Source organism: Paeniglutamicibacter sulfureus, assembly GCF_030512175.1.
Taxonomy (GTDB): domain Bacteria; phylum Actinomycetota; class Actinomycetes; order Actinomycetales; family Micrococcaceae; genus Paeniglutamicibacter; species Paeniglutamicibacter sulfureus.
The window spans coordinates 1,889,528-1,912,465 of the sequence record NZ_JAULBL010000002.1; the positions used below are offsets into that span (position 1 = coordinate 1,889,528).

Sequence of the window (22,938 nt, forward strand, 5' to 3'; positions counted from 1 at the left end):
TGCGCGCCTTCCTTGGTGCTGGATTTCGAAACTACACCAACTCCCATTGATACCAGTAACGTGGGACAAAACGCTGCCGCCGGGCACACGCGCCCCCGCCCCGGCGCCGAACCAGCAGGAGCAACGTGAGAATCGCAACAGCCGCCCGCAACATCCTCGCCATCGTCCTGCTGATGCTCGCCGTGCTGCTGGGCGCCGGGTCGCTGCTCGGGTCCGCGGCCACCACCGTGGTTCACACCCCGGAACCGCTCCAGCGCATCCTGGGCCCGCTGGCCACCGACCCCCAGTTGCGTCGGGAGCTGCCCGAAGAACTCGGCGCCGCGTTGGAGGAGCGGATCACCGGGGGCGCCGCGGTGCCCCCGCAGTTGGCCGGCCCGCTGCACAACGCCGTCGCCACCGCCGGTGCAGCGATGCTCGACGACCCTGGATTCCCCGCCGCGTGGGAACAGACCATCGAAGAGGCCAGGGCCGACTTCACCGCCCGCATGGCCGAAGCGAAGGGCACCGAGCAGGTCACGCTGCGCCTTGACCTGGCCCCGCTGCTGGGCAGCGGCTGGGGCACGCTGCAAGCATCCCTCGAGGGCTCGGTGCTCGGCGCCCTGCTGCCCACCGAGGTCCCGATGCCGCCGGCGGTCCTGGAGACCGGCTGGCCCGACGCCCAACAGCTGCCAACCCCAACCCTGAACACCTGGCTGGCCGTGGCGCGCGGCTGGCCCTGGCTGTTGGCCGGGGCAGTGGTTGCGGCGGCGGCCGGGTTGCTGCTGGCCACCCGGGGCGGGCGGCCATGGGCGGTGTTCGCCGCCGGGTGCACGGCCCTGGCACTGGGCGGCGCGGCGCTCCTGTGGTTCGCCGTCCTCGGACCGGTCATCGCCCCGGCGCAGGGAGCCGGCGTGGAGAGCTTGGTCACCGGCAGGTTGCTGGGTGCACTGGAGGAAGAGGTCGGGAGATTCGCCGCGATCCTTGGCGGCGGCGGCATCGTGCTGGTGATCGCGGGAATCGGGTGGGCCACCGTGGCCGGCCTGGCCGCGCATCGGGCCCCGCGCCGCGGCTAGGCCGGTGGCTGAATCCACACCCCCGAATTTGCCCGCCCCAGTAGACTTGGACCCATGGCTACCAGTTCCACCGTTCAGGTCTCCCTTCCGATGCCCAAGATCCCGCGAACCCGTCGCACACCGGCCGACATCGCCGCCGCAGCACCGGTGGCGGGACAGCGCAATGTGCTCCTGGCTGCCCCGCGCGGCTACTGCGCCGGCGTCGACCGAGCCGTCATCGCGGTGGAAAAGGCGTTGGAGCACTACGGCGCGCCGGTCTACGTGCGCAAGCAGATCGTGCACAACCTGCACGTGGTCTCCACCCTTGAGGCGCGCGGCGCCATCTTCGTGGAGGAAAACGAGGAGGTGCCCGAGGGCGCACTGGTCGTCTTCTCCGCCCACGGCGTGTCCCCGGCAGTGGTGCAGTCCGCCGCGGACCGCAATTTGCGCACCATCGACGCCACCTGCCCGCTGGTCACCAAGGTCCACAAGGAGGCCGTCCGCTTCGCCAAGGACGACTACGAGATCCTGCTGATCGGGCACGAAGGCCACGAAGAGGTCGAGGGCACCTACGGCGAGGCGCCGGAGCACACGCAGATCGTGAACAACCCCGACGAGGCCGACACCATCGAGGTCAAGAACCCCGACAAGCTCATCTGGCTCTCGCAGACCACCCTGAGCGTGGACGAAACCATGGAGACCGTGCGACGCCTGCGCGCCCGCTTCCCCAACCTGCAGGATCCGCCCAGCGACGACATCTGCTACGCGACGACCAACCGCCAGGCAGCGATCAAGGCAGTGGCCCCGCAGAGCGAACTGGTCATCGTCGTCGGTTCCTCGAACTCGTCGAACTCGGTGCGCCTGGTCGAGGTGGCCCTGGAATACGGGGCGAAGGCCGCCTACCGCGTGGACTACGCCTCGGAGGTCGACGAGACCTGGTTCGAGGGCGTGGCGACCGTCGGGGTGACCTCCGGCGCCTCGGTGCCCGAGGTCCTGGTGCGCGACGTGCTGGCCCTGCTGGCCGAGTACGGCTACGGCACCGTCGAGGAAGTCACCACGGCGCAGGAAGACATCCTCTTCTCGCTGCCCAAGGAGATCCGCGCCAAGCTCAAGGAGGCCGGCGACGACTCCCGCGGTCCGGGCGGCCGCATCACCAAGTCGGACATCAGCAGCTAGCTTCCCGCACGGCTCCCGCAAGAGGGCCGTACCCGGACTCGTGGCGCGGAACCCCCTCCAGTGGCGGGGGTTCCGCGCCACGGCTTTAACCATCACAGCTGCCTCACCAGCACGGTCGCCTCACCACTCTTCTCCCGTGCCGCCACACCCGGGGCAGTTGCGGATCCCCGCCGGCCGGGCGCGCTCAGTCCCGCGCGTCTCGCCGGGTCAACGGCAGCACACCGGATGCAGCAGTCCCGAGCGCATCGGCGTCGGCCGCATCGAGCAGCTCACCGGCTCCGAGCGCCCGCGGTGTCGCCTCGATGACCGGGAGGCCGTGCAGCGCCGCGGCCAGATCGTGTTCGGAACCGAGCCCCGGATCCAGGTCCCTGATGCGCCGGGCGCTGGGCAAGACCCGGGATTCCAGGGCGCCGACGAACGCGTTGTACTTCTCCACGCTGCCGCGCAACGAAGCACCCAGCTTCGACACGTGCCCGCCCATGGTCCCGAGCCGTTCGTACAGCTCACGGGACTGCACAAACAGTTCGCGCGCGTTCTGGGTCAATAGCTCCTGCCGCTACGCGAACGCCAGCCCCTTGAGCATGGCCAGCAACGTCGCGGGGGACGCCAAGGCGACGTTCTTGCCGAAGGCATGGTCCAGCAGCGCCGGATCCGCGTCCAGCGCGTCGGCAAGGAAGGATTCGGCCGGCAGGAAACACACCACCAGCTCGGGGCTGCCGTCCACGGCATTCCAGTAGGACTTGGCGGCCAGGGCGTCGACGTGACGGCGCAGCGCCTTGGAATGCTCCTGCATCTGCTCCCTGGCCCTGGCGCGCGAGGCGGCATCCGAGGCCGCCGAGAGCTCCTGGGCTTTCAGGTAGGCAGCCAGCGGGACCTTGGAGTCCAGCACAATCATCTTGTTCCCCGGCAGCCGAACCACCATGTCGGGACGCAGTCCCTCGGAAGTGCGCAGTTGTACGCTGAAGTCGACGTGGGCCAACATGCCGGCGGCTTCGACGACCCGGCGCAATTGCAGCTCGCCCCAGGTGCCGCGTGCGGCATTGTTGCCCAGCGCGGCGGCCAGCGAACCGGTGGTGCGCAAGAGCTCGGAGTCGTTGTGGGCGGCCTGCACCAGCTGCTCGCTGAGCTGGCCGAATTGCTCCACGCGGTCCCGCTCCAGCGTCGAGACCTGCGCGCCTACCCGGCGCAGTTGTTCGGCGACCGGCGCCAGGGCCTGGAGCACCGACTGGTCCTGGCTCCCACGCGCACGGTCCTCGGTGACCCGCTCGCGCAATTCCGCCACCTGGGCCTGGGCCCCTGCCAACAGCTGCGCGGTCTGTGCCAGTTCATCGCGCTCAACCACGGCCTGAGCACGTGCGGCAGCGAGCGGTGCGCGGTTCACGTACCACCGCGCGCCGACACCCAAAATGAATCCCACGACCAGCGAGCAAAGGGCCGCAACCCACACCAAAGCATCCATGACACAAACCATGCCAGCACCCACCGACGGTTTTGGACGGTAGACTCTATTCCCGTGGCTCTTACAATCGGAATCGTCGGACTGCCCAATGTCGGCAAGTCAACAATGTTCAATGCTCTTACCCGCGCGCAGGTCCTCGCGGCCAACTACCCGTTCGCGACCATCGAACCCAACGTGGGTGTCGTGCCGTTGCCCGATGCGCGCCTGAAGGTGCTCGCCGGGATCTTCGGCTCCGAGCGCATCCTTCCGGCAACCGTGTCCTTCGTGGACATCGCCGGCATCGTCAAGGGTGCCTCCGAGGGTGAAGGCCTGGGCAACAAGTTCCTGGCCAACATCCGCGAAGCCGAGGCCATCTGCCAGGTGACGCGCGCGTTCTCGGACCCCGACGTGATCCACGTCGACGGCAAGGTCGATCCTGCCTCGGACATCGAGACGATCGCCACCGAGCTGATCCTCGCCGACATGCAGACCATCGAGAACCAAATGCCGCGCCTCGAGAAGGAACTGCGCGCCAAGAAGATCGAGGCCTCCTTCATCGAGACGGTCAAGGCCGCGCAGAAGGTCCTTGAAGAGGGCAAAACCCTTTACTCCGCCGGCAAGGCCGCCGGAATCGACATCGACGAGCTGGCCCCGCTGCAGCTGATGACCACCAAGCCCTTCATCTACGTCTTCAACACCGACGAAGAGGGCCTGGCCAACACCGAGATGCAGGCCGAGCTGTCCGCCCTGGTCGCACCGGCCGAAGCCATCTTCCTTGATGCACAGTTTGAGTCCGAGCTGGCCGAGCTGACCGAGGAAGAGGCCGAGGAAATGCTCGAGGACGCCGGCTACACCGAGTCCGGCCTGGACAAACTCGCCCGAGTGGGCTTCGACACCCTGGGACTGCAGACCTACCTGACCGCAGGTCCGAAGGAAACCCGTGCCTGGACCATCGCCAAGGGTGCCACCGCACCGGAGGCAGCCGGCGTGATCCACACCGACTTCCAGCGCGGCTTCATCAAGGCCGAGGTCTTCGGTTTCGAGGAATTGGTCGAGGCCGGATCCGTCGCCGCGGCCAAGTCCGCCGGCAAGGCACGCATCGAAGGCAAGGAATACATCATGAAGGACGGCGACGTCGTGGAATTCCGCTTCAACGTCTAAGAGCTCGTGTTTCTGATGCGGCCCCACTTGTTTCGACAAGCGGGGCCGTTTCTGCGTTTGCCCGAGAACAACGGACGCCCGGTGGCTCTTCACATTCCGCCGGGGAACCGCGCCCGTTGGAAGCATTGGTATGGAGGCAGTTCGGCAACTTGATCGGCTTCGCCGCTCGCCGGCCAGTAGCCGTCTCTTAGAACAGCGGCCAGGGTACCGCCGACATCTCACCACTCGGAGCCGGAAACCGACCTGCCGAGCGCAACCGGTCGCAGCGCGCGGCGAGCGATGCGATTTCTTCGGCGCTGAGCAAGTCCGCCAGGTTTCGGCCCAGATCCCCGTGCAGTCCTTCGCTGACGCGATCTATGCCGTCTACTTCGTCGGCTGTCAGGGCGTCTCCCAGCCATCCCCACAGCACCGTGCGCAGCTTGTGGTCACGGTGAAAGGTGAGCCCGTGGTCCACGCCGTGCCGGTGTCCGTCAGTCATGGCAAGGATGTGGTCGCCTTTGCGGTCGGCGTTGTTGACGATGACGTCGAACACCGCCATGCGTCTGAGCGCCGGCGAGTCTTCGTGAACGAGGGCGACCATCCGTCCGTCCTCATCTCGTCCCTGGAGAACGTGTTTCCAACCAGTCTCCGGCATGTGGTCCGCCGCGATCAGGTTCACGGCGTTTTGGGCGGGATCCTGCTCCTGCCAGAGCTGCACCATTCCTTCGCCCAGCGGACCATCGCGCAGCCAGGTGTGGGGCACGACGCCCCAGCCGAAGGCCTGAGAGACCAGGTAGGCGGCCACCTCCCGGTGGGCAAGCGTTCCCCGGGGAAAATCCCACAGCGGACTTTCGCCTGCCATCGGCTTATAGACGACCGCCACGTCGCCGATGCTGCCGAGAAACGTGGCGTTTGAAGCCGTCGTGATACGGCCGGTGAGCGTCAGCTCGGCGGCCACTAGGTCAGGTGTTGGCATCAGACTTCGGGAAGGGTGCAGGTGTGTCCATCAGCGTCCACGGGATAACCGCAGAGCGGGCACATGGGACGCCCAGCACCCACGATCTCGCGGGTGCGCTTGGCGAACGCGCGGGCGGTGCCGACAGGCATTCGCACGCGCAGCATTTCGGGCTCGTCAGCTCTGTCCTCCTGAAGCCATTCGTCGTTGCCATCGGCATCGGGACCGTCATCGGTGATGGGGTGGGCCTCAATGACGATCTGGGCCGTGGTTGGGTCCCATCCCAAGCTCATGGCCCCGGTGCGAAACTGCTCCGCCACGGCCTCGAGCGGGTCGTTGTCGACAAGTTCAATGGGAGTACCCGTGGGGACGCTGAAGCGGTTGCCCTCGATGGTGATGAGCTGGTCGAGAATTTCGTCGATCTTCTCCGCGAGCAATGCGGACTGCTGTTTCTCCATGGCAATACTCACGACCTGCGTCCGTGCGCGCACCTGCAGGTAGAACGTACGCGCCCCCGGAACGCCAATGGCGCCAACGACGACCCGATCAGGCCAGAAAAAATCGTGAACACTTGTGGGCATATCAGTCATTCTAGGCCCATGAGGCTCATGGAGCCTTGTGCCCTGCGCCGCCGCCCACCGGCGCATCGCCAGAGTGGATGCCGTTCGACAACCATGACAAATCACCCGCATCGGTGTTTGTCGCGTAGACACTCGGCCGACTAGCGCCGTAGCGCACGATCGATATGGAGGCGGGACCCACGTTGATACGCTGAAACAGGTCAAGGTGCATGCCGAGCGCGTCAGCGAGGATCGACTTGATGATGTCACCGTGACTCACTGCCGCCCACACGGCCCCTGGCCCGTGCTCGGTTTCGAATGCTGCATCGTGGCGTCGAATCGCTGCCACTGACCTGGCCTGCATCGCGGCCAGGGATTCACCGCCCGGAAAGACGACGGAGGACGGCTGCGACTGGACAGCCGGCCACAAATCCTCGGTTTCGAGATCACCGAGCATACGGCCCTGCCACTGGCCGTAGTCGCACTCTGTGAGATCGAGGTCGACTGGCGCGTACGGCTCGCCGGTCTGGCGATCAAGGATGAACTGGGCGGTCTGCCGACAACGCTCAAGAGGGCTCGACACCACCCCAACCAATGGCACGGGTGCGAGCCGTTCTCCGGTCAGGGTCGCCTGGTCCCGCCCGATCTGGTCCAAGCCGACGCCGACTGCCCGACCTGCCAGCAGTCCGGTCGCGTTGGCGGTGGAGCGGCCGTGCCGCACGAGAATAACTGTCGCCATTTACCCAGCCTATCCACCCGCCGTCGACGAACCCAGCCCAGAAGCAGAGTGTCACCAACTTGGTGGCCAGCTGCAGCTATTCCGTTCAGATGTAGGCCCTTGATGTCGTCACGTTTTCGCGCGTCCTGCGCCAAGGTATCTCGCGACCTCGGGATCCGAGTCGAGCTCCGAAAACGTTGATCAGTTTTTCGGCCGGTGGGTAACACTGCGGGGAGGGGGCCCAGCATTCGGAACTTCAACAATTTCGGGGATACTGCTCCATTGCAGTAAGGCCGCACGCGGGCGTGGCAATTGACCTGCCCGTGCATTGAGTGCCTCGGTCCATGTGGAGCTTTCCACGGAACGGAGCAGGTTTATTGCGGGCGTGGGGTCCTTGGATCAAGAGAACTTGTCGGGTGGCCGGCGGATGGCAAATTCCGATTCAAAAAACACTCGATTCGTCACGGTCTGGATACCGCAAGCAGCATCTGCTGCGTGCGGTGCCTCCAATTATGGCGATTCCGCATCACTGATCGCTTGGACCCGCTAAAACCGCAGCGACCCCGGTGCAATCATTGGTTGTTTTAGTGCCACCAAGCATGTTTCCTATAGTCAGAACACTAATCGGAAAGGACAGCGGTTCTCAGGTACATTTCCACCAAGTGAAGGATTTCTCATGAACATGGAAAGTTTCGATTGGGCGGGTATGGCGCAGAAGGTCGCCATCGCCGTAATAATCCTGCTGGTGACTTGGCTATTGGCCAAGTTGGTCAAGTGGGTCATTGGAAAACTCGTGGGGCGGGTAAAGGGTTTGCAACGTCAGGGGAATGACGGGCAACAACTTGGGGAATCACTGGGCAAGGTTGCGGGACTGATCATCTGGCTCTTTGGACTGGTCGCCATCTTGCAGGTCTTCGCCCTTACCGAGGTCCTGTCGCCGGTTCAAGATCTGCTGGGCAAGGTCATGGCCTTCATCCCGAACCTCATCGGTGCGGGCATCATCTTCTTCATCGGCTACATGATCGCCAAGATTGTGCGGCAGCTGGTGACCACGGCTTTGGGCGCTGTTGATTTCAGCAGGCTGACTGCCAGGTTCAAGAAGGGACAGCCTGAAGTCGATCCCGTTGCCACTCATCAACAGAACGCCAAGATCATTTCCATCATCGGAAACCTGCTTTTCGCGATCATCATCATTGTGGTGGGCATCAGCGCGCTGCAGGTGCTGGGCATCGCCGCAATCTCCGATCCGGCCCAGCAGATGCTGACCATGATCATGAGCGCGATCCCGCAAATCATCGCCGCGCTGATCCTGCTGGCCATTGGTTACGTCATCGCAAAGTTTGTCGGCACGATCCTGGAAAGCACGTTGCAGGGAATCGGCACCGATTCGGTTGTGCACAAGTGGGGGATCGTTCCCGCCGACAAGAGCGCCTCGGGCATCATCGCGCTACTGGTGAAGATCGCCATCATGCTGTTCTTCGGCATCATGGCGGCACGTCAGCTGAACTTCCCCGAAGTCACCAACATCCTCAACGACATTTTGGCACTTGGCGGCAACGTGCTCTTCGGCGCTCTGATCATCGCCGCAGGATTCCTGATCGCCAACATCGTCGTCTCGATCGTCGGTCCGGGAACGGCGGCGACAGTGATCCGGTGGGCAACGATTGCGCTCTTCATCGCCATGGGCCTGAAGTACATGGGCATTGCGGATTCCATCATCAACATGGCCTTTGGCGCAGTGGTGATCGGCGGCGCACTGGCCGCGGCCCTCGCATTCGGCCTGGGTGGACGCAATGCGGCAGCTAAGGCACTGGAGAAGTTGGAACACAAGCAGCCGCCTCCGGCACCGCCGGCACATGCCGGGCCGGTGAACCCGCTGGGTTAGGCGCCGACAACTACTAACAGCGACGCCGGTACGCGGTGTTGCGAACGGCAGGGCGGTCCTGGGTATCCACGGGACCGCCCTTCTTGTTGCCGGGGGACACCCCCGCATCGCGCGTTGCCGCAGGACCGATATTCCGGTGGGATCAGGCGTGAATCTTTGCTGCGTGGACGCTGTGGGCGGGGAGCTCCCGGCGCCCCGCCAGCAAGTGTTCATGCGTGAGATAAGGCACGTTTAACACCAGATTTCCCATTAGGACTAGAATGGTTAATTGGGTCAGTCGTGGCCCCGACCCCCGAGACCCAAATTCTCTAGAAGAAGTGAGCCTTTTCGCATGTCAGATACCACCATCATCGCTCGTGAAGACCTGCGCAACGTAGCCATCGTTGCGCACGTTGACCACGGCAAGACCACCTTGGTCAACGCAATGCTCCAGCAGACCGGTGCATTCGACAGCCACGGTGAAACCGAAGACCGCGTGATGGACTCTGGCGAGCTGGAACGCGAAAAGGGCATCACCATCCTGGCCAAGAACACCACCGTGTTCTACGACGGTCCGGCCGCCAACGGCCACAAGATGACCATGAACATCATCGACACCCCCGGCCACGCCGACTTCGGTGGCGAGGTCGAGCGCGGCCTGTCGATGGTTGACGGCGTCGTCCTTTTGGTCGATGCTTCCGAGGGTCCGCTGCCGCAGACCCGCTTCGTGCTGCGTAAGGCACTCGTTGCCAACCTGCCCGTCATCATCGTGGTCAACAAGACCGACCGTCCCGATGCACGCATCGACGGCGTCGTCTCCGATTCCATGGACCTGCTCCTGGGCCTGGCCTCCGACCTGGCAGACGAAGCTCCGGACCTGGACCTGGACAAGATCCTCAACGTCCCGGTCGTCTTCGCCTCGGGCAAGGCCGGTTTCGCCTCGGTGAACCAGCCCGCCGACGGCACCATGCCGGACAACGAGGACCTCGAGCCGCTGTTCGAGACCATCATCAAGCACGTTCCGGCCCCGACCTACACCGAGGGCGAAGTCCTTCAGGCACACGTCACCAACCTTGACGCCTCCCCGTTCCTGGGTCGCCTGGCGCTGATGCGCATCTTCAACGGCACCCTGCGCAAGGGCCAGCAGGTTGCCTGGGCCCGCCAGGACGGCGAGCTCAAGACCGTGAAGATCACCGAACTGCTGGCCACCAAGGGCCTGACCCGCGTCCCGGCGGAGTCCGCTGGACCGGGCGAGATCGTCGCAGTTGCCGGCATCGAAGACATCATGATCGGCGAGACCCTCACCGACATCGAAAACCCGAAGCCGCTGCCGCTGATCACCGTGGACCCGCCGGCAATCTCGATGACCATCGGTATCAACACCTCGCCGCTGGCCGGCAAGGTCAAGGGTGCCAAGGTCACCGCGCGCCAGGTCAAGGACCGTCTTGACAAGGAACTGATCGGCAACGTTTCGCTGAACATCCTTCCGACCGAGCGCCCGGATGCCTGGGAAGTCCAGGGTCGTGGCGAATTGGCACTGGCCATTCTCGTTGAGCAGATGCGTCGTGAAGGCTTCGAGCTGACCGTCGGCAAGCCGCAGGTTGTTACCAAGATGATCGACGGCAAGCTGCACGAGCCGATGGAGCACATGACCATCGACGTACCCGAGGAATACCTCGGCGCCGTGACCCAGCTGATGGCAGCCCGCAAGGGCCGCATGACCAACATGGCCAACCACGGTACCGGCTGGTGCCGCATGGAGTTCATGGTTCCGGCACGTGGCCTGATTGGCTTCCGCACCCGCTTCCTCACCGACACCCGCGGTGCAGGCATTGCCGCTTCGTTGGCCGAGGGCTACGAGCCGTGGGCCGGTCCGATCGAATACCGCATCAACGGTTCGATCGTGGCTGACCGTTCCGGCGTCGTCACCCCGTTCGCGATGATCAAGCTGCAGGAACGCATGTCCTTCTTCGTGCAGCCGACCTCCGAGGTCTACGAGGGCATGATCGTTGGCGAGAACTCACGCGCCGATGACATGGACGTGAACATCACCAAGGAAAAGCAGCTCACCAACATGCGTGCAGCTTCCTCGGATACCTTCGAGAACATGACCCCGCCGCGCAACCTGACTCTGGAAGAGTCCCTCGAATTCGCCCGTGAGGACGAATGCGTTGAGGTTACCCCGGATGCGATCCGTATCCGCAAGCTCATCCTGAACGCCGGCGACCGCGCGAAGTCTAACCGTGCCCGGGCAAAGTCCTAACAAGGCACCAGGGCTAACCGCCTCCACCTTGGGCAGCGTCCTGGCCGCTTTGGCGGCCGGGGCGCTTGCCGCCGTGGTGGGAACCATCCTTCATGCCTCGTTGGGCTATGCGGGAGACGTGCCGATTCCCTGGGGCGCCGCATTGGCCCTGCTGCTGACGGGCGCCCTGGTCTACTGGGTGGGCCTGCTGCGCGGCAAGCTGTGGGTCAGTGCGCTGGCCGGGCTGGCGACCTACGTGTTCGTGGCATTGATCTCGACCGACACGAACAACCAGATGATCGTCTCGACCCAGTTCTTCAAGATGCTTCCGGGCCCGGCATTGGCCGGCGGCATGTGGGTGTACGGCATCATCGTCCCGGTCATCGTGGCGATCCTGCTGGTCTCCCGGCAATTGCGCGCCGCAACACGTACCCGCGGCTGATCCCGGGTGCTGGCCGATAAGGCCGTCACCCAACGCAACACCAAGCCATATATGACAGGACCCCGCAGAGCACGCTCTGCGGGGTCCTGTCATTGGTTGGCGCGGGGGTTAGGCCGCGCCGGTGGTCTTCTTGGCGGACTTCACATCCAGGTGGTGTGCCAGGAACAACGAGGTGGCCACACCGTCGGTATCCGAGTCGCGCATGGCGTAGTCCTCGATCACTGCATGGATGCGTGACATCATTTCCTTCTGGGTGCTTTCGCTGAGCTTCAGGCCCACGCGCAGGACCTGGATTTCCTGCGGAGCCAGTCCGTCGATTTCCTGCAGGAACGTGTCGACGAGCAGCGGAGCGGCATCCGGCAGCTTGGTGCCCCACGACAGCTTGGTGCTTCGGTACGGCACTTCCTTGGCGCCGCGGTTGCCGCGGCGCGTCTCCTCGGCGGCGAGGAATCCGTTGGAGAGCAGCGTGCGCACATGGTGCAGCGACGTCGCCGGATTGATGTCCAGCATGTCGGCTATTTCCTTGTTGGTGCGCGATTCGTGCAAGCAAAGTCGCAGGATGCGAAGGCGGAGCGGGGAGCTCAACGCCCTGGCACGGGCCTGTACTTCTTCATCTGTGGCCATGGTTTAAGCATACGGGAAATCACGCCACTGATTGAATGTTTCAAATCGCTCGGCGTGTGTGTTTCGGGGGGCGCTGTCAACGGCGCTGCCGCCGGTCAGGCGGGGGAGGAACCGTCTTGGCGTGGGTGATCCGGGCGCGTTCGATGGACACCGGACCGCCGCGGGTCTCGAGGACCACATGGGTCTCGGTCACCGACTGCACGTTTCCCAGGGCATCGGACAGCCGCTCGCCGGCGCTTCCCTGCTCGTCGGGTGCCAGGCGATAGCGAATGACCACGCGGGTGCCCGAGGGAATCGTGGCGAAGAGATCCGGATCCATGTCTTGAGTCTAGGCCGGGGCGTAACATGACACCGTGAGTCAGGGATGGATGTGTGCGAGGCCACATTCATGGCGGGGGTGCCGTTCGACCGGGCAAAGCGGCCCCAACGGGACTAAGCTATTGGAGAGCATGCATAGCCGCGTGCCGCATGACCAGACAGTTCATGATCCGTTGTAAAGGAAGGCCCCGGGTACCGTGACCTACATCATCGCCCAGCCGTGCGTCGACGTCAAAGACAAGGCGTGCATCGAGGAATGCCCCGTGGATTGCATCTACGAAGGCGAACGCTCGCTGTACATCCACCCCGATGAATGCGTTGACTGCGGCGCCTGCGAACCGGTATGCCCGGTGGAGGCCATTTACTACGAGGACGATGTCCCCGACCAGTGGGCCGAGTACTACAAGGCCAACGTGGAGTTCTTCGACGAGGTCGGTTCCCCGGGCGGCGCGGCCAAGCTGGGCAACATGGGCATCGACCACCCCATCATTTCCGTCCTTCCGCCCCAGGCCCAGGACTGAACGCCACCACCATGCTGACGCTCCCTGACTACCCGTGGAACGCCCTTGCCCCCTACGCGGCCCGCGCCGCCGAGCACGAGGGCGGTGCCGTGAACCTTTCCATCGGCACCCCCGTGGACCCCACACCCGAAATCATCATCCGGGCGCTGCGCGAGAGCGCGAACGCCCCGGGATACCCCACCACCCACGGCACGCCGGAGCTGCGCGAGGCCATCGTGAATTGGTTCGGGCGCCGACGCGACGTGCGTGGCCTAGCCACGGACGACGTCATGCCCACCGTCGGCTCCAAGGAACTGGTGGCCTGGCTGCCGCTGCTCCTGGGCCTGGGGGCGGGCGACCTGGTGGTCCGCCCGCTGGTTGCCTACCCGACGTACGACATCGGTGCGCAATTGGCCGGCGCCGACTCCATCGCGGCCGATTCGCTGGCCGGGCTTTCGGAGGACGACCGTGCGCGCGTGAAGCTCGTGTGGGTCAATTCCCCGGGCAACCCCACCGGCATCGTCCGCGGCGCTGCCGAACTCAAGGCGCTGGTGGATGACGCCCGCTCGCTGGGCGCTGTCGTGGCCTCGGACGAATGTTACGCCGAACTTGGCTGGGGCGAGCACGAGGACGGGGTGCCAAGCATCCTCCACGACTCGGTCTCCGGTGGCGACATGAGCGACCTGCTGTGCGTCTACTCGCTGTCCAAGCAGTCGAACCTCGCCGGATACCGTGCTGCCTTCGTGGCCGGGGCACCAAACCTGATGCCCGCACTGGTCAACAACCGCAAGCACGCGGGGATGATCGTGCCGGCCCCGGTCCAGGCTGCCATGGTCGCCGCCCTGAACGACGACGAGCACGTCAAGGTGCAAAAAGATCTGTACCGTGCACGCCGTGACCTCCTGGTTCCGGCCCTCGGCGCCTTCGGCTTGCGCATCGTGGACTCGGTAGGCGGGCTCTATCTGTGGTGCACCGCGGACGAGGACTGCTGGACCACCTTGGGACGGCTCGCGGACCAGGGCATCGTGGCAGGACCCGGCGCGTTCTACGGGACGGCCGGGGAGAAATTTGTCAGGATCGCGCTCACCGCCAGCGACGAACGGATCCACAGCGCCGTTGAACGGCTTAATGCGGCAGCCTGAACGGCAAACGTGACCAACCAATTAGTGTCAAGAGCCTACTAAACGGTAGCGTGACAGTGATTACTGACCATCGGATTCATCTGCATTCCGGTTAGGAGAGACAATGACGGAAAACAATTCTGCTCAGCTCAGCTTCGGCGGCAACAGCATCGAACTCCCTGTTGTGCCCGCGGTAGAAGGCAACAATGGCTTTAACATCGCCCCCCTGTTGAAGGCGACAGGCGGCGTGACGTACGACCCGGGCTTCATGAACACTGCGGCAACCAAGTCCGCGATCACCTTCATCGATGGCGATGCGGGGATCCTGCGCTACCGCGGTTACCCGATCGAACAGCTGGCCGAGAAGTCCAGCTTCCTGGAGACCAGCTACCTGCTGATCTACGGCAACCTGCCCTCGGCCACCGAGCTGGAGGAATTCGACCAGAAGATCCGCCGGCACACGCTGCTTCATGAAGAGCTCAAGGGCTTCTTCGGCGGCTTCCCGCGCGACGCGCACCCGATGCCGGTGCTCTCCTCGGCCGTTTCCGCCCTCTCCACCTGGTACCAGGATTCGTTGGATCCGTTCAACGAGGAACAAGTCGAGCTCTCGACCATCCGCCTGCTGGCCAAGATGCCGGTGCTTGCCGCCTACGCGCACAAGAAGTCCATCGGGCAGGCACTGCTCTACCCGGACAACTCGATGAACCTGGTCGAGAACTTCATGCGCTTGAGCTTCGGCCTCGCCGCCGAGCCGTATGACTTGGATCCGGTCATGGTCAAGGCCCTTGACCAGCTGCTGGTCCTGCACGCGGATCACGAGCAGAACTGCTCCACCTCCACGGTGCGCCTGGTCGGTTCCTCGAATGCGAACATGTTCGCATCGGTCTCCGCCGGAATCAACGCACTCTTCGGCCCCGCCCACGGCGGCGCCAACGAGGCAGTGCTGAAGATGCTGCGCCAGATCCAGTCCGAGGGCCTGAAGCCCGCCGACTTCATGGAGAAGGTCAAGAACAAGGAAGACGGCGTCCGCCTCATGGGCTTCGGACACCGCGTCTACAAGAACTACGATCCGCGCGCCAAGATCATCAAGAACACGGCCCACGAGATCCTCGGGAAGCTCGGCGGCAACGACGAGCTGCTGGACATCGCGATGTCCCTCGAAGAGCGCGCGCTCAACGACGACTACTTCATCTCGCGCAAGCTCTACCCGAACGTCGACTTCTACACCGGCCTGATCTACAAGGCCATGGGCTTCCCGGAGAAGATGTTCACCGTGCTGTTCGCCATCGGACGTCTGCCGGGCTGGATCGCGCAGTGGCGTGAAATGATCCAGGATCCGGAAATGAAGATCGGGCGCCCGCGCCAGCTCTACATCGGCGAGTCGGAGCGCACCTACCCGAACCGCTAAGTCGGTCCGGAGCCGCAGCGGGGAAGGGATCCCGCCGCGCGAACCGCGGCAATGCAAGCCCAGGGGGGCCGGCATCGTTGAAGGAGATGTATCCTTCAGCGGTGCCGGCCCCCTTTGCCGTGAACGGCCGCCTGCACGCTGATCCCCGGGCTTGCGGGGCTTTTGTGCCATTTCGGGCTTATCCTAGATTTAGGCAGGGGATTTAACGGAAACGGGTGTGCACATATGGTGCTGGAGTCTGGTTCGGGTTGGAAGGTTTCGGCCGATATCGACAAGGAGATGTTGCTGGCGCTATATTTCCGGGATTTGGCGGCCATCGAGCCGATGGGGGCAATGTCCCTCGCGCCGCTGAGTCCCAGGGTCAAGCCGGCTGCCGCGCGGGAACTGTCAGAGAATGCCGCCGGAGAACTGCGCCAGGAATGGCAAAGCTGGTGGGAGCAGATCCTGGCCAACGGCCAACCGACCATCGACATCCACGCGGAACCCGACTTTCCGGGCTTCTCCGATTCACCGAGCCTGCAACACCTCTTGCGTGCCCACTACGGCAACGCCTACACCTGGACGCAGAACAGGGTGGGGGAGTACCAGGATTACTGCGTCGACAACACCAAGGAGCGGCTCCAGCTCTTGGCGCATCTCTTCGCCGAACGGGAGCTGGAGGGCAAGAACCTCGATGACCTGCATCTGAAGCTGGTCGAGCTGCCGCTGGCCGAGCGTCGCGCCTGGTTCGTTGAACCGGACACCGTGATCCTGAGCCAGGAACTGATGCGGGATGCGACGCTTTTCCGCAGCTACCTGCAGCCCATCATCGACCTGATGACCTAGGCGCAGGGTTTCGGCGCTATTTCGCGGAACCTGCCAGGGAGATGATGACGTAGCCGTCCGTGGTCGCCGCCGGCACCCAGCGGCCCTCGGAGCGGTTCCACACCAGGCCCGCGTAGGAGACCGACTCGGTTTGGTGCTTCTGCGCGTTGGCCACGGCCCACTGGGCGATGGCCCAGCCCTGGTCGCCGCGTACGGCGATGCGCACGCGGTTTCCGGCCAGGTCGTCGATCTTCTGGCCCGTGGCCGCCAACAGGTCGGCCGCCACCGTCGTGGCCGAGCCGGCACCATCCGTCGGGCGCAGCGTGCAATTGAGCGTCGAGGGGGAGGCCCCGGTGAGCGCCGAGGCAAAGGCGCTGGCCTCTTCCTCATGCTTGGCGTAGGCCTGCGGGTAGGCGGAGCGCTGGACCTTCTGCGCCGCGTCGGTCAGGGCCATCGACTCGTAGTCAAAGGTCTCCAGCTCCTGGAAGAAGCGGTTGGCGGCATAGACCGGATCCTGGACCTGCTCCTCGGTGCCCCAGCCCATGGACGGGCGCTGCTGGAACAGGCCGCGCGAATCCGGGCCGGCGTTGTCGCCGTAGTCGATGTTGGTGAGCTTGGATTCCTGCATCGAGGTGGCGATCCCGATGGTGGCTGCACGCGTGGGCATCTTCCGCTTGGTGGCCGCAGCGGCGATCACCGCGGCGTTCGACGCCTGCTCCGGTGTCAGGGTGTGCAGCGTCGAACCCACCAGGGCGGTGCATTTCTGGCGTACCACCGTGGCATCGATCCCGATGAAGTTCACCGCGGCGTAGAGCCCACCGCCGATGAGTCCCATGGCAAGCACCAGGGCCAAAAAGGTGCGGCCCCAGCGTCGGGGCCCGCGGTGCCGACCATGATGCCGGTCGGCATGCCGCGAGCCCAACGAGAGCACGCGTTGGTGTGCGTCAGTTGGCATGCAGGACGCTGTTCAATTCCACATGTTGGCCGGCCCGCGGCAGCGCCTCCACGGCACCGGTGAGCGAGTTGCGGCGGAAGAGCAGGTTCGGAACTCCGGAAAGTTCAACGGCCTTGACAACGGTGTTCCCGAGCTGGACGCGGGTTCCGGCGGTGACGTAGAGGCCGGCTTCGACGACCGAGTCGTCCCCGATGGAAATGCCGACACCGGAGTTTGCGCCAAGCAGCACGCGTTCGCCGATGACGATCCGTTCCTTGCCTCCGCCCGAGAGGGTCCCCATGATGGAGGCACCGCCGCCAACATCCGAACCGTTGCCCACCACGACCGAGGCGGAGATCCTGCCCTCGACCATCGAGGCGCCCAGGGTGCCGGCATTGAAGTTCACGAAGCCCTCGTGCATGACGGTGGTGCCCGATGCCAGGTGCGCACCCAGGCGGACGCGGCCGCCGTCGGCAACGCGGACCCCTGCGGGAACGACGTAATCGAGCATCCGGGGGAACTTGTCGACCCCGTAGACGGTCAGGGCACCGCGCGGGCGCAGGCGCAGGCGTGTGCGTTCGAAGTCTGCTACTGCGCAGGGTCCGAAGTTCGTCCACACGACGTTTTGCAGCAGGCCGAAGGCCCCGTCGAGGTTGACGTTGTTGGGGGTCACCAGTCGGTGGGAGAGCAGGTGCAGGCGCAGCCAGACATCCGCGGTGTCAGCGGGGGCAACGTCGAGGTTGATTTCAAGGGCGATCACGGCCTGCGTGGTGCCACGCCCGTCATCGTCCCGGGCGGCGGCAGCCAGGTCCCCGGAAATCTGCGCGGCGTCTTCCAGGACACCGACGACGGGATTCGGGAACCACGCGTCCAGCACCGAGCCGTCGGCGGCATAGGTGGCCAGGCCGTGGGCCGAGGCGATCCTGAGGTCGTGTGTGGAGGCGTGCGTGGATGGGGTGTCTACCGGAGTCATGAAGCAATCCTAGCGCGGCCCCGGGTACTAATCTTGGATTGTGCACAGCAAACCCAGCCCCGCAAACCCCGCCGCCCCCGCCACGCCCATTGACCTGGACCTGCGCGAAGACGTGGCGGACCTGACCGCCCGGCTGATGGACATCGAGTCCGTCTCCGGGAACGAGACCGCCCTGGCGGACGCCATTGAAGCGGCCCTGCGCCGGATCCCGGGCCTGTCGCTGCACCGCGACGGGGACTCGATCGTGGCCCGCACGACGCTGGGCCGGGCGGAGCGGGTGATCCTGGCCGGCCACCTTGACACCGTGCCGCTGCCCACGACCCCCGGTGCCCGGGGGACAGTGCCGGTGAGCTGGGAGGGGGAGACCCTCTACGGCCGCGGCGCGACCGACATGAAGGGCGGGGTGGCGGTGCAGCTTGCCCTGGCTGCCACGCTGCAGGACCCGAACCGGGACGTCACCTACATCTTCTACGACCACGAGGAAGTCGAGGGCTCCAAGTCGGGCCTGGGCCGGCTCTTCCGCAACTGCCCGGAACTGCTCGGCGGCGATTTCGCCATCCTGCTTGAACCCACCGACGGCACCGTGGAGGGCGGCTGCAACGGCACCAGCCGCTACAAGGTGCGCACCCGCGGCGTCGCCGCCCACTCGGCCCGCGCCTGGATGGGCGAAAACGCCATCCACGCCGCCGCACCCATCCTGGCGATCCTGGCCGGCTACACACCCCAGACCGTGGAGGTCGACGGACTGGAATTCCGCGAGTCGCTCAATGCGGTCCGCATCAACGGCGGCATCGCCGGCAACGTGATTCCTGACTACTGCGAGGTCGAGGTCAACTACCGCTTCGCCCCCGACAAGGACGTGGAGGCCGCCGAGGCCCACGTGTTCGAGCTCTTTGAGGGATTCGAGATCGTCCGCACCGACGGTGCCGGCGGTGCCCGGCCCGGGCTGCGGCATCCTGCAGCAGCCTCCTTCGTTGAAGCGGTGGGCCAGATCCCGAAGCCGAAGTTCGGGTGGACCGATGTCGCCCGCTTCTCGGCGCTGGGCATTCCCGCGGTGAACTTCGGTCCGGGCGATGCCCTGCTGGCGCATTCGGACGACGAACATGTCACCCGCACCGCCATCCACGGCTGCCTGGCCGCACTGCGCCGCTGGCTAGGCGAAGCCCCCTCCGCCTAATACCCCCCCCGGATCCCGGCGCACCGCCGGGATCCATCACCGGAGCAAAAGGGCCGGGCGACATTCGACGTCTCGTGGATCACGAGACCGACTGCCGCCCGGCCCTTTTCGCCGTGCTGTGACCTGTCCGGGTTGGCCTAGGTGGCCGGACCTCCGGGAACCTTGGTGCTCAGGTCGGCGACCACCACCGGCACTGCCGGGTCCATGGGCTTGCCCGCGCTGATGCCGCGGCTGCTGAGCCGGCCCGCGACCACGGAGGCCAGCTTCGAGAGCGCGAAGTTGATCAGGATGAAGATGGCTGCCACCACCACGAGTGCCTGAAGCACGTTGGCGTTGCCCGTGCCGATGAGCCTGCCGTTGAAGAGCAACTCGTTGAAGTTGATGATGTACCCCAGCGCGGAGTCCTTCAGGATGACCACGAACTGGCCGATCAGCGCCGGCAGCATCGCGATGAGTGCCTGCGGGATCTCAACGTTGCGCAGCGACTGCCCGCGGGTCAGGCCAATGGCGATGCCCGCCTCGCGCTGGCCCTTGGGCAGGCCGAAGACGCCCGAGCGAATCAACTCGGCAACGATCGATCCGTTGTACAGCGTCAGGCCCACGACCACCGCGACGAACGGGGAGTCGCTGGGGGCCACGATCCCGGAGCGAGCCAGAATGATCCAGAGGAAGATCATCATCAGCAGCACCGGCACCGCACGGAAGAACTCCACGACAATGGAGCTGATCCAGTTGACCACCTTGTTGGTGGACAGGCGCCCGATGCCAAAGATGAACCCGAATATCAAGGACGTGACGATGGCAACCGCCGCGGCTCGCAGCGTGTTCAGCAGGCCGGGGACGATGTAGTTCTCCCAGATGGAGCCCTCACCGAACACCGACCACTTCTCGGCAGTCAGCTGGCCGGCATCGTTCAGGACCTTATACAGGTAGTAGACCAGAAGGATAGCCAGCAGCACGCCGATGACGTTGATGACGAGGACGCGGCGCCGGGCCTTGGGCCCGGGCGCGTCGAACAGAACGGATTCGGAGACTTTCATCGTGCCACCGCCAACTTCTTGGATAGGTACGTGGTGAGCAAGCCAACGGGGATCACGACGATCACGAAGAACACGGCGATGGTGAGGAAGATCAGGATCCCGACATCGGCGCGGAACTCAAGCATGGTCTTCATGAGGCCCGAGATCTCGGCCACCGAACCTGCCACGGCGACCGTCGTGTTCTTGATCAACGCGATCAGCACGTTGCCCAGCGGGGCAATGGCCCCGCGGAAGGCCTGCGGCAGGATGACCAGGCGTGCGGCGGGCAAGAAGCTCAGCCCGATGGCGCGGGCCGCCTCGGCCTGGCCCAGCGGCACGGTGTTGACGCCTGAACGAATGGCCTCACACACAAAGGCGGAGTGGTAGATCGTCAAACCGAGAATGGCGATCTGGAAGAAGTTGAGATTGAAATCCGAGCTGAACTGGACCCTGAACACGCCAAAGAGAACCAACACGCCAAAGGCCATGATGATGGTCAGCGGGGTGTTTCGGAAGATGTTCACGTAAGAGGTTCCGAAGGCGCGGAAGCTTGGTACCGGCGAAATACGCATCAATGCCAAGAGTGTGCCCAGGACCAACGACCCGATGGCTGCCCAAAATGTCAGCTGCAGGTTGCCCCAGAAGGCGGACATCATTTGTCCGCCGTATTCATCCCATAGGGAAAGGTAGCCTTGCATGGCTTACTCCTTTAGGGTGCGATTGAGGTAGGTCCCATCCGGCGCGGATCGCGCGCCGGATGGGACCTGTGAGAACGATCAGTGTCTAGGCGCAGGCTTCGGGCTTCGGAGGGTTCATTTCGGCGTTGGGCGTGTAGCCGGTGCCCTCTGTGTTGGCCTGAAGCGCCTTTTCCCATTCGCCGGATTCGATCATCTTGGTGATGGCGGTGTTGATGTCGGCGCAGGTGGTGGCGTCCTTGCTCAGGCCTACACCGTACTTCTCCTCGGAGAAGGTGTTGCCCACAACCTTGAACTTGCCCTTGTTGGCCTCGGTGGCAGCAAGGCCGGCCAGGATGATGTCATCGGTGGTGACTGCGTCGATGCCACCGGTTTCCAGCAGTCCGAGGCAGTCGGCGTAGCCGCCCTGTTCAACCAGCGCCACGCCGGGGTAGGAGTCGGAGACCTTCTGTGCCGAAGTCGAACCCGTCACCGAGCAAAGCTTCTTGCCGGTCAAGGTCTCCGGGCCGGTGATGGAGGAGTCGTCCTGGCGGACCAAGAGGTCCTGGCCGGCGACGAAGTAGGGGCCGGCGAAGGCCACGCGCTCCTTGCGGGTGTCGGTGATCGAGTAGGTCGCGAAGATCATGTCGAGCTGCTTGGTTTCCAGCAGGGTTTCGCGGTTTGCAGACGGGGCGGAGACCCATTCGATCTTGTCTTCCGCGAAGCCAAGTTCATTGGCAACGTACTTGGCGACATCGACGTCGAAACCTGTGTAGGCCTCGCCGTCCTTGAAGCCGAGACCTGGCTGGTCGAACTTGATGCCGATCTTGATAGTGTCACCATCGGCGGTTTCGCCGCCGGATCCGCCACAACCGGTCAGGGCCAAGGCCCCGGCTGCTGCCATGGCTGCTACTGCTGAAATGCGAGACTTACGCATCGTTTCTCCTTGTTGTGATCAAGGATGAGAGCGAGTTTCCCATCCATCGAAGTAAGAGTGTCGTTGAACGTCTTTAGTTGGTGATGAGCTTGCCGAGGAAATCCTTGGCCCGCGCACTCTCCGGATTGGTGAAGAACTTATCGGGGGTGGATTCCTCGACGATCAGGCCATCGGCCATGAAAATCACGCGGTCGGCGGCCTTTCGGGCGAATCCCATCTCATGGGTCACCACGATCATCGTCATGCCTTCCTTGGCGAGGCCAATCATCGTGTCAAGGACTTCGTTGATCATTTCGGGGTCCAAGGCAGACGTCGGCTCGTCAAAGAGCATGACCTTCGGACGCATGGCGAGTGCGCGGGCAATGGCCACGCGTTGCTGCTGGCCACCAGAAAGCTGTGCGGGGAGCTTGTCCTTCTGGTTGGCAACACCGACGCGTTCAAGCAGGGACATCGCGAGCTTGTCGGCATCCGACTTCTTCATCCCCTTGGCCTTGATCGGGCCCAAGGTGACATTCTCCAGAATGGTTTTGTGTGCAAAGAGATTAAATGACTGGAACACCATGCCGACGTCTGCACGCAGCTTGGCCAGCATTTTGCCTTCTTCGGGCAACACCTTGCCATCGATTTCGATGGATCCGGTATCGATGGTTTCGAGTCGATTGATGGTGCGGCATAAGGTCGACTTCCCCGAACCGGATGGGCCCAGTACGACGACGACTTCTCCCTTGCTGACTTCAAGGTTGATGTTCTGTAGAACATGGAGGTGGCCATAGTGCTTGTTTACCCCGGAGAGCCTGACGATGGGAGTCAGGTCCGGGTTAGCGCTATTCGAGTGGGAATCAGTGCTCATGACAAGAACACTATCCGAAGTGACGCGCTTCAC

General features: G+C 64.2%; 22 protein-coding genes and 1 pseudogene. 11 read left to right on the forward strand and 12 right to left on the reverse strand.

What is annotated here, in order from left to right; genetic code table 11:
- Nucleotides 1–125 precede the first annotated feature (125 nt).
- Entirely contained in the window at nucleotides 126–1,052 is a 927-nt protein-coding gene (locus Q2T94_RS15360; protein ID WP_302265517.1) for a hypothetical protein, read from the forward strand.
- A 54-nt stretch (nucleotides 1,053–1,106) separates the two neighbouring features.
- Nucleotides 1,107–2,207 carry a 4-hydroxy-3-methylbut-2-enyl diphosphate reductase gene (locus Q2T94_RS15365; RefSeq protein WP_264270911.1) on the forward strand — a complete coding sequence of 367 codons (1,101 nt, stop codon included), beginning with the start codon at nucleotides 1,107–1,109 and terminating at the stop codon, nucleotides 2,205–2,207.
- A 184-nt stretch (nucleotides 2,208–2,391) separates the two neighbouring features.
- On the opposite strand, the pseudogene Q2T94_RS15370 reads toward Q2T94_RS15365, so the two are convergent.
- Nucleotides 2,392–3,678, reverse strand: a pseudogene (locus tag Q2T94_RS15370) (DNA recombination protein RmuC).
- A gap of 42 nt (nucleotides 3,679–3,720) precedes the next feature.
- Here Q2T94_RS15370 and ychF point away from each other — a divergent pair.
- The gene (gene ychF / locus Q2T94_RS15375) at nucleotides 3,721–4,806 is read left to right on the forward strand and encodes a redox-regulated ATPase YchF (RefSeq protein WP_264270913.1); all 1,086 of its coding nucleotides are present in this window, start codon (nucleotides 3,721–3,723) and stop codon (nucleotides 4,804–4,806) included.
- Between the two features lie 187 nt (nucleotides 4,807–4,993).
- Here the strand turns inward: ychF and Q2T94_RS15380 are convergent, their stop codons facing one another.
- Genes Q2T94_RS15380 through Q2T94_RS15390 form a run of 3 tightly spaced genes read right to left on the reverse strand, consistent with a single transcriptional unit; the run spans nucleotide 4,994 to nucleotide 7,039 of the window.
- Nucleotides 4,994–5,761, reverse strand: a complete 768-nt coding sequence (locus Q2T94_RS15380) for an SCO1664 family protein (RefSeq protein WP_302265520.1) — start codon at nucleotides 5,759–5,761, stop codon at nucleotides 4,994–4,996.
- Entirely contained in the window at nucleotides 5,761–6,321 is a 561-nt protein-coding gene (locus Q2T94_RS15385; RefSeq protein ID WP_302265522.1) for a DUF3090 domain-containing protein, read from the reverse strand. The genes Q2T94_RS15380 and Q2T94_RS15385 overlap by 1 nt, the downstream gene beginning before the upstream one ends.
- A gap of 25 nt (nucleotides 6,322–6,346) precedes the next feature.
- Nucleotides 6,347–7,039 (reverse strand): histidine phosphatase family protein, encoded by a 693-nt coding sequence (locus tag Q2T94_RS15390; protein WP_302265524.1) that lies wholly within the window; start codon nucleotides 7,037–7,039, stop codon nucleotides 6,347–6,349.
- 655 nt (nucleotides 7,040–7,694) lie between these two features.
- Here Q2T94_RS15390 and Q2T94_RS15395 point away from each other — a divergent pair.
- The 3 genes from Q2T94_RS15395 to Q2T94_RS15405 all read left to right on the forward strand — a co-directional run bounded on the left by Q2T94_RS15395 (nucleotide 7,695) and on the right by Q2T94_RS15405 (nucleotide 11,566).
- Nucleotides 7,695–8,903, forward strand: a complete 1,209-nt coding sequence (locus tag Q2T94_RS15395; protein WP_264270917.1) for a mechanosensitive ion channel — start codon at nucleotides 7,695–7,697, stop codon at nucleotides 8,901–8,903.
- Between the two features lie 331 nt (nucleotides 8,904–9,234).
- Complete coding sequence (gene typA / locus Q2T94_RS15400) at nucleotides 9,235–11,145, forward strand: translational GTPase TypA (RefSeq protein WP_264270918.1); 1,911 nt, start codon at nucleotides 9,235–9,237, stop codon at nucleotides 11,143–11,145.
- A 28-nt stretch (nucleotides 11,146–11,173) separates the two neighbouring features.
- Complete coding sequence (locus Q2T94_RS15405) at nucleotides 11,174–11,566, forward strand: hypothetical protein (RefSeq protein WP_302265526.1); 393 nt, start codon at nucleotides 11,174–11,176, stop codon at nucleotides 11,564–11,566.
- 108 nt (nucleotides 11,567–11,674) lie between these two features.
- Here Q2T94_RS15405 and Q2T94_RS15410 read toward each other — a convergent pair whose 3' ends face one another.
- Nucleotides 11,675–12,190 (reverse strand): helix-turn-helix domain-containing protein, encoded by a 516-nt coding sequence (locus Q2T94_RS15410; RefSeq protein ID WP_264270920.1) that lies wholly within the window; start codon nucleotides 12,188–12,190, stop codon nucleotides 11,675–11,677.
- A 76-nt stretch (nucleotides 12,191–12,266) separates the two neighbouring features.
- Nucleotides 12,267–12,509 (reverse strand): putative acetyltransferase, encoded by a 243-nt coding sequence (locus Q2T94_RS15415; protein ID WP_264270921.1) that lies wholly within the window; start codon nucleotides 12,507–12,509, stop codon nucleotides 12,267–12,269.
- A 196-nt stretch (nucleotides 12,510–12,705) separates the two neighbouring features.
- On the opposite strand from Q2T94_RS15415, the gene fdxA reads away from it, so the two are divergent.
- The 4 genes from fdxA (at nucleotide 12,706) to Q2T94_RS15435 (ending at nucleotide 16,362) form a co-directional block, all read left to right on the forward strand.
- Nucleotides 12,706–13,029, forward strand: coding sequence for a ferredoxin (gene fdxA / locus Q2T94_RS15420; protein ID WP_264270922.1), 324 nt, complete (start codon nucleotides 12,706–12,708; stop codon nucleotides 13,027–13,029).
- 11 nt (nucleotides 13,030–13,040) lie between these two features.
- Nucleotides 13,041–14,150 carry a succinyldiaminopimelate transaminase gene (dapC, locus tag Q2T94_RS15425; protein ID WP_302265529.1) on the forward strand — a complete coding sequence of 370 codons (1,110 nt, stop codon included), beginning with the start codon at nucleotides 13,041–13,043 and terminating at the stop codon, nucleotides 14,148–14,150.
- A 103-nt stretch (nucleotides 14,151–14,253) separates the two neighbouring features.
- The gene (locus Q2T94_RS15430) at nucleotides 14,254–15,537 is read left to right on the forward strand and encodes a citrate synthase (RefSeq protein ID WP_264270924.1); all 1,284 of its coding nucleotides are present in this window, start codon (nucleotides 14,254–14,256) and stop codon (nucleotides 15,535–15,537) included.
- A 225-nt stretch (nucleotides 15,538–15,762) separates the two neighbouring features.
- The gene (locus tag Q2T94_RS15435; protein ID WP_302265531.1) at nucleotides 15,763–16,362 is read left to right on the forward strand and encodes a hypothetical protein; all 600 of its coding nucleotides are present in this window, start codon (nucleotides 15,763–15,765) and stop codon (nucleotides 16,360–16,362) included.
- A 16-nt stretch (nucleotides 16,363–16,378) separates the two neighbouring features.
- Here Q2T94_RS15435 and Q2T94_RS15440 read toward each other — a convergent pair whose 3' ends face one another.
- Together Q2T94_RS15440 and dapD are read right to left on the reverse strand one after the other, a co-directional pair.
- Nucleotides 16,379–17,296 (reverse strand): hypothetical protein, encoded by a 918-nt coding sequence (locus Q2T94_RS15440; protein WP_302265532.1) that lies wholly within the window; start codon nucleotides 17,294–17,296, stop codon nucleotides 16,379–16,381.
- Nucleotides 17,286–18,248: a 2,3,4,5-tetrahydropyridine-2,6-dicarboxylate N-succinyltransferase gene (dapD, locus tag Q2T94_RS15445; RefSeq protein WP_264270927.1), complete on the reverse strand. Its 963-nt coding sequence runs from the start codon at nucleotides 18,246–18,248 to the stop codon at nucleotides 17,286–17,288. Before dapD ends, Q2T94_RS15440 begins: the two co-directional genes overlap by 11 nt.
- Nucleotides 18,249–18,285: 37 nt before the next feature.
- Here dapD and dapE point away from each other — a divergent pair, with 37 nt between their 5' ends.
- On the forward strand, nucleotides 18,286–19,425 hold the full coding sequence (gene dapE, locus Q2T94_RS15450) for a succinyl-diaminopimelate desuccinylase (protein ID WP_302266439.1): 1,140 nt from the start codon (nucleotides 18,286–18,288) through the stop codon (nucleotides 19,423–19,425).
- 137 nt (nucleotides 19,426–19,562) lie between these two features.
- Here the strand turns inward: dapE and Q2T94_RS15455 are convergent, their stop codons facing one another.
- The 4 genes from Q2T94_RS15455 to Q2T94_RS15470 form a co-directional block, all read right to left on the reverse strand.
- The gene (locus Q2T94_RS15455; protein WP_264270928.1) at nucleotides 19,563–20,465 is read right to left on the reverse strand and encodes an amino acid ABC transporter permease; all 903 of its coding nucleotides are present in this window, start codon (nucleotides 20,463–20,465) and stop codon (nucleotides 19,563–19,565) included.
- On the reverse strand, nucleotides 20,462–21,142 hold the full coding sequence (locus Q2T94_RS15460; protein WP_264270929.1) for an amino acid ABC transporter permease: 681 nt from the start codon (nucleotides 21,140–21,142) through the stop codon (nucleotides 20,462–20,464). Before Q2T94_RS15460 ends, Q2T94_RS15455 begins: the two co-directional genes overlap by 4 nt.
- A gap of 85 nt (nucleotides 21,143–21,227) precedes the next feature.
- Nucleotides 21,228–22,055, reverse strand: coding sequence for a glutamate ABC transporter substrate-binding protein (locus Q2T94_RS15465; protein WP_264270930.1), 828 nt, complete (start codon nucleotides 22,053–22,055; stop codon nucleotides 21,228–21,230).
- 73 nt (nucleotides 22,056–22,128) lie between these two features.
- On the reverse strand, nucleotides 22,129–22,905 hold the full coding sequence (locus Q2T94_RS15470; protein WP_372342943.1) for an amino acid ABC transporter ATP-binding protein: 777 nt from the start codon (nucleotides 22,903–22,905) through the stop codon (nucleotides 22,129–22,131).
- Between the last annotated feature and the right edge of the window lie 33 nt (nucleotides 22,906–22,938).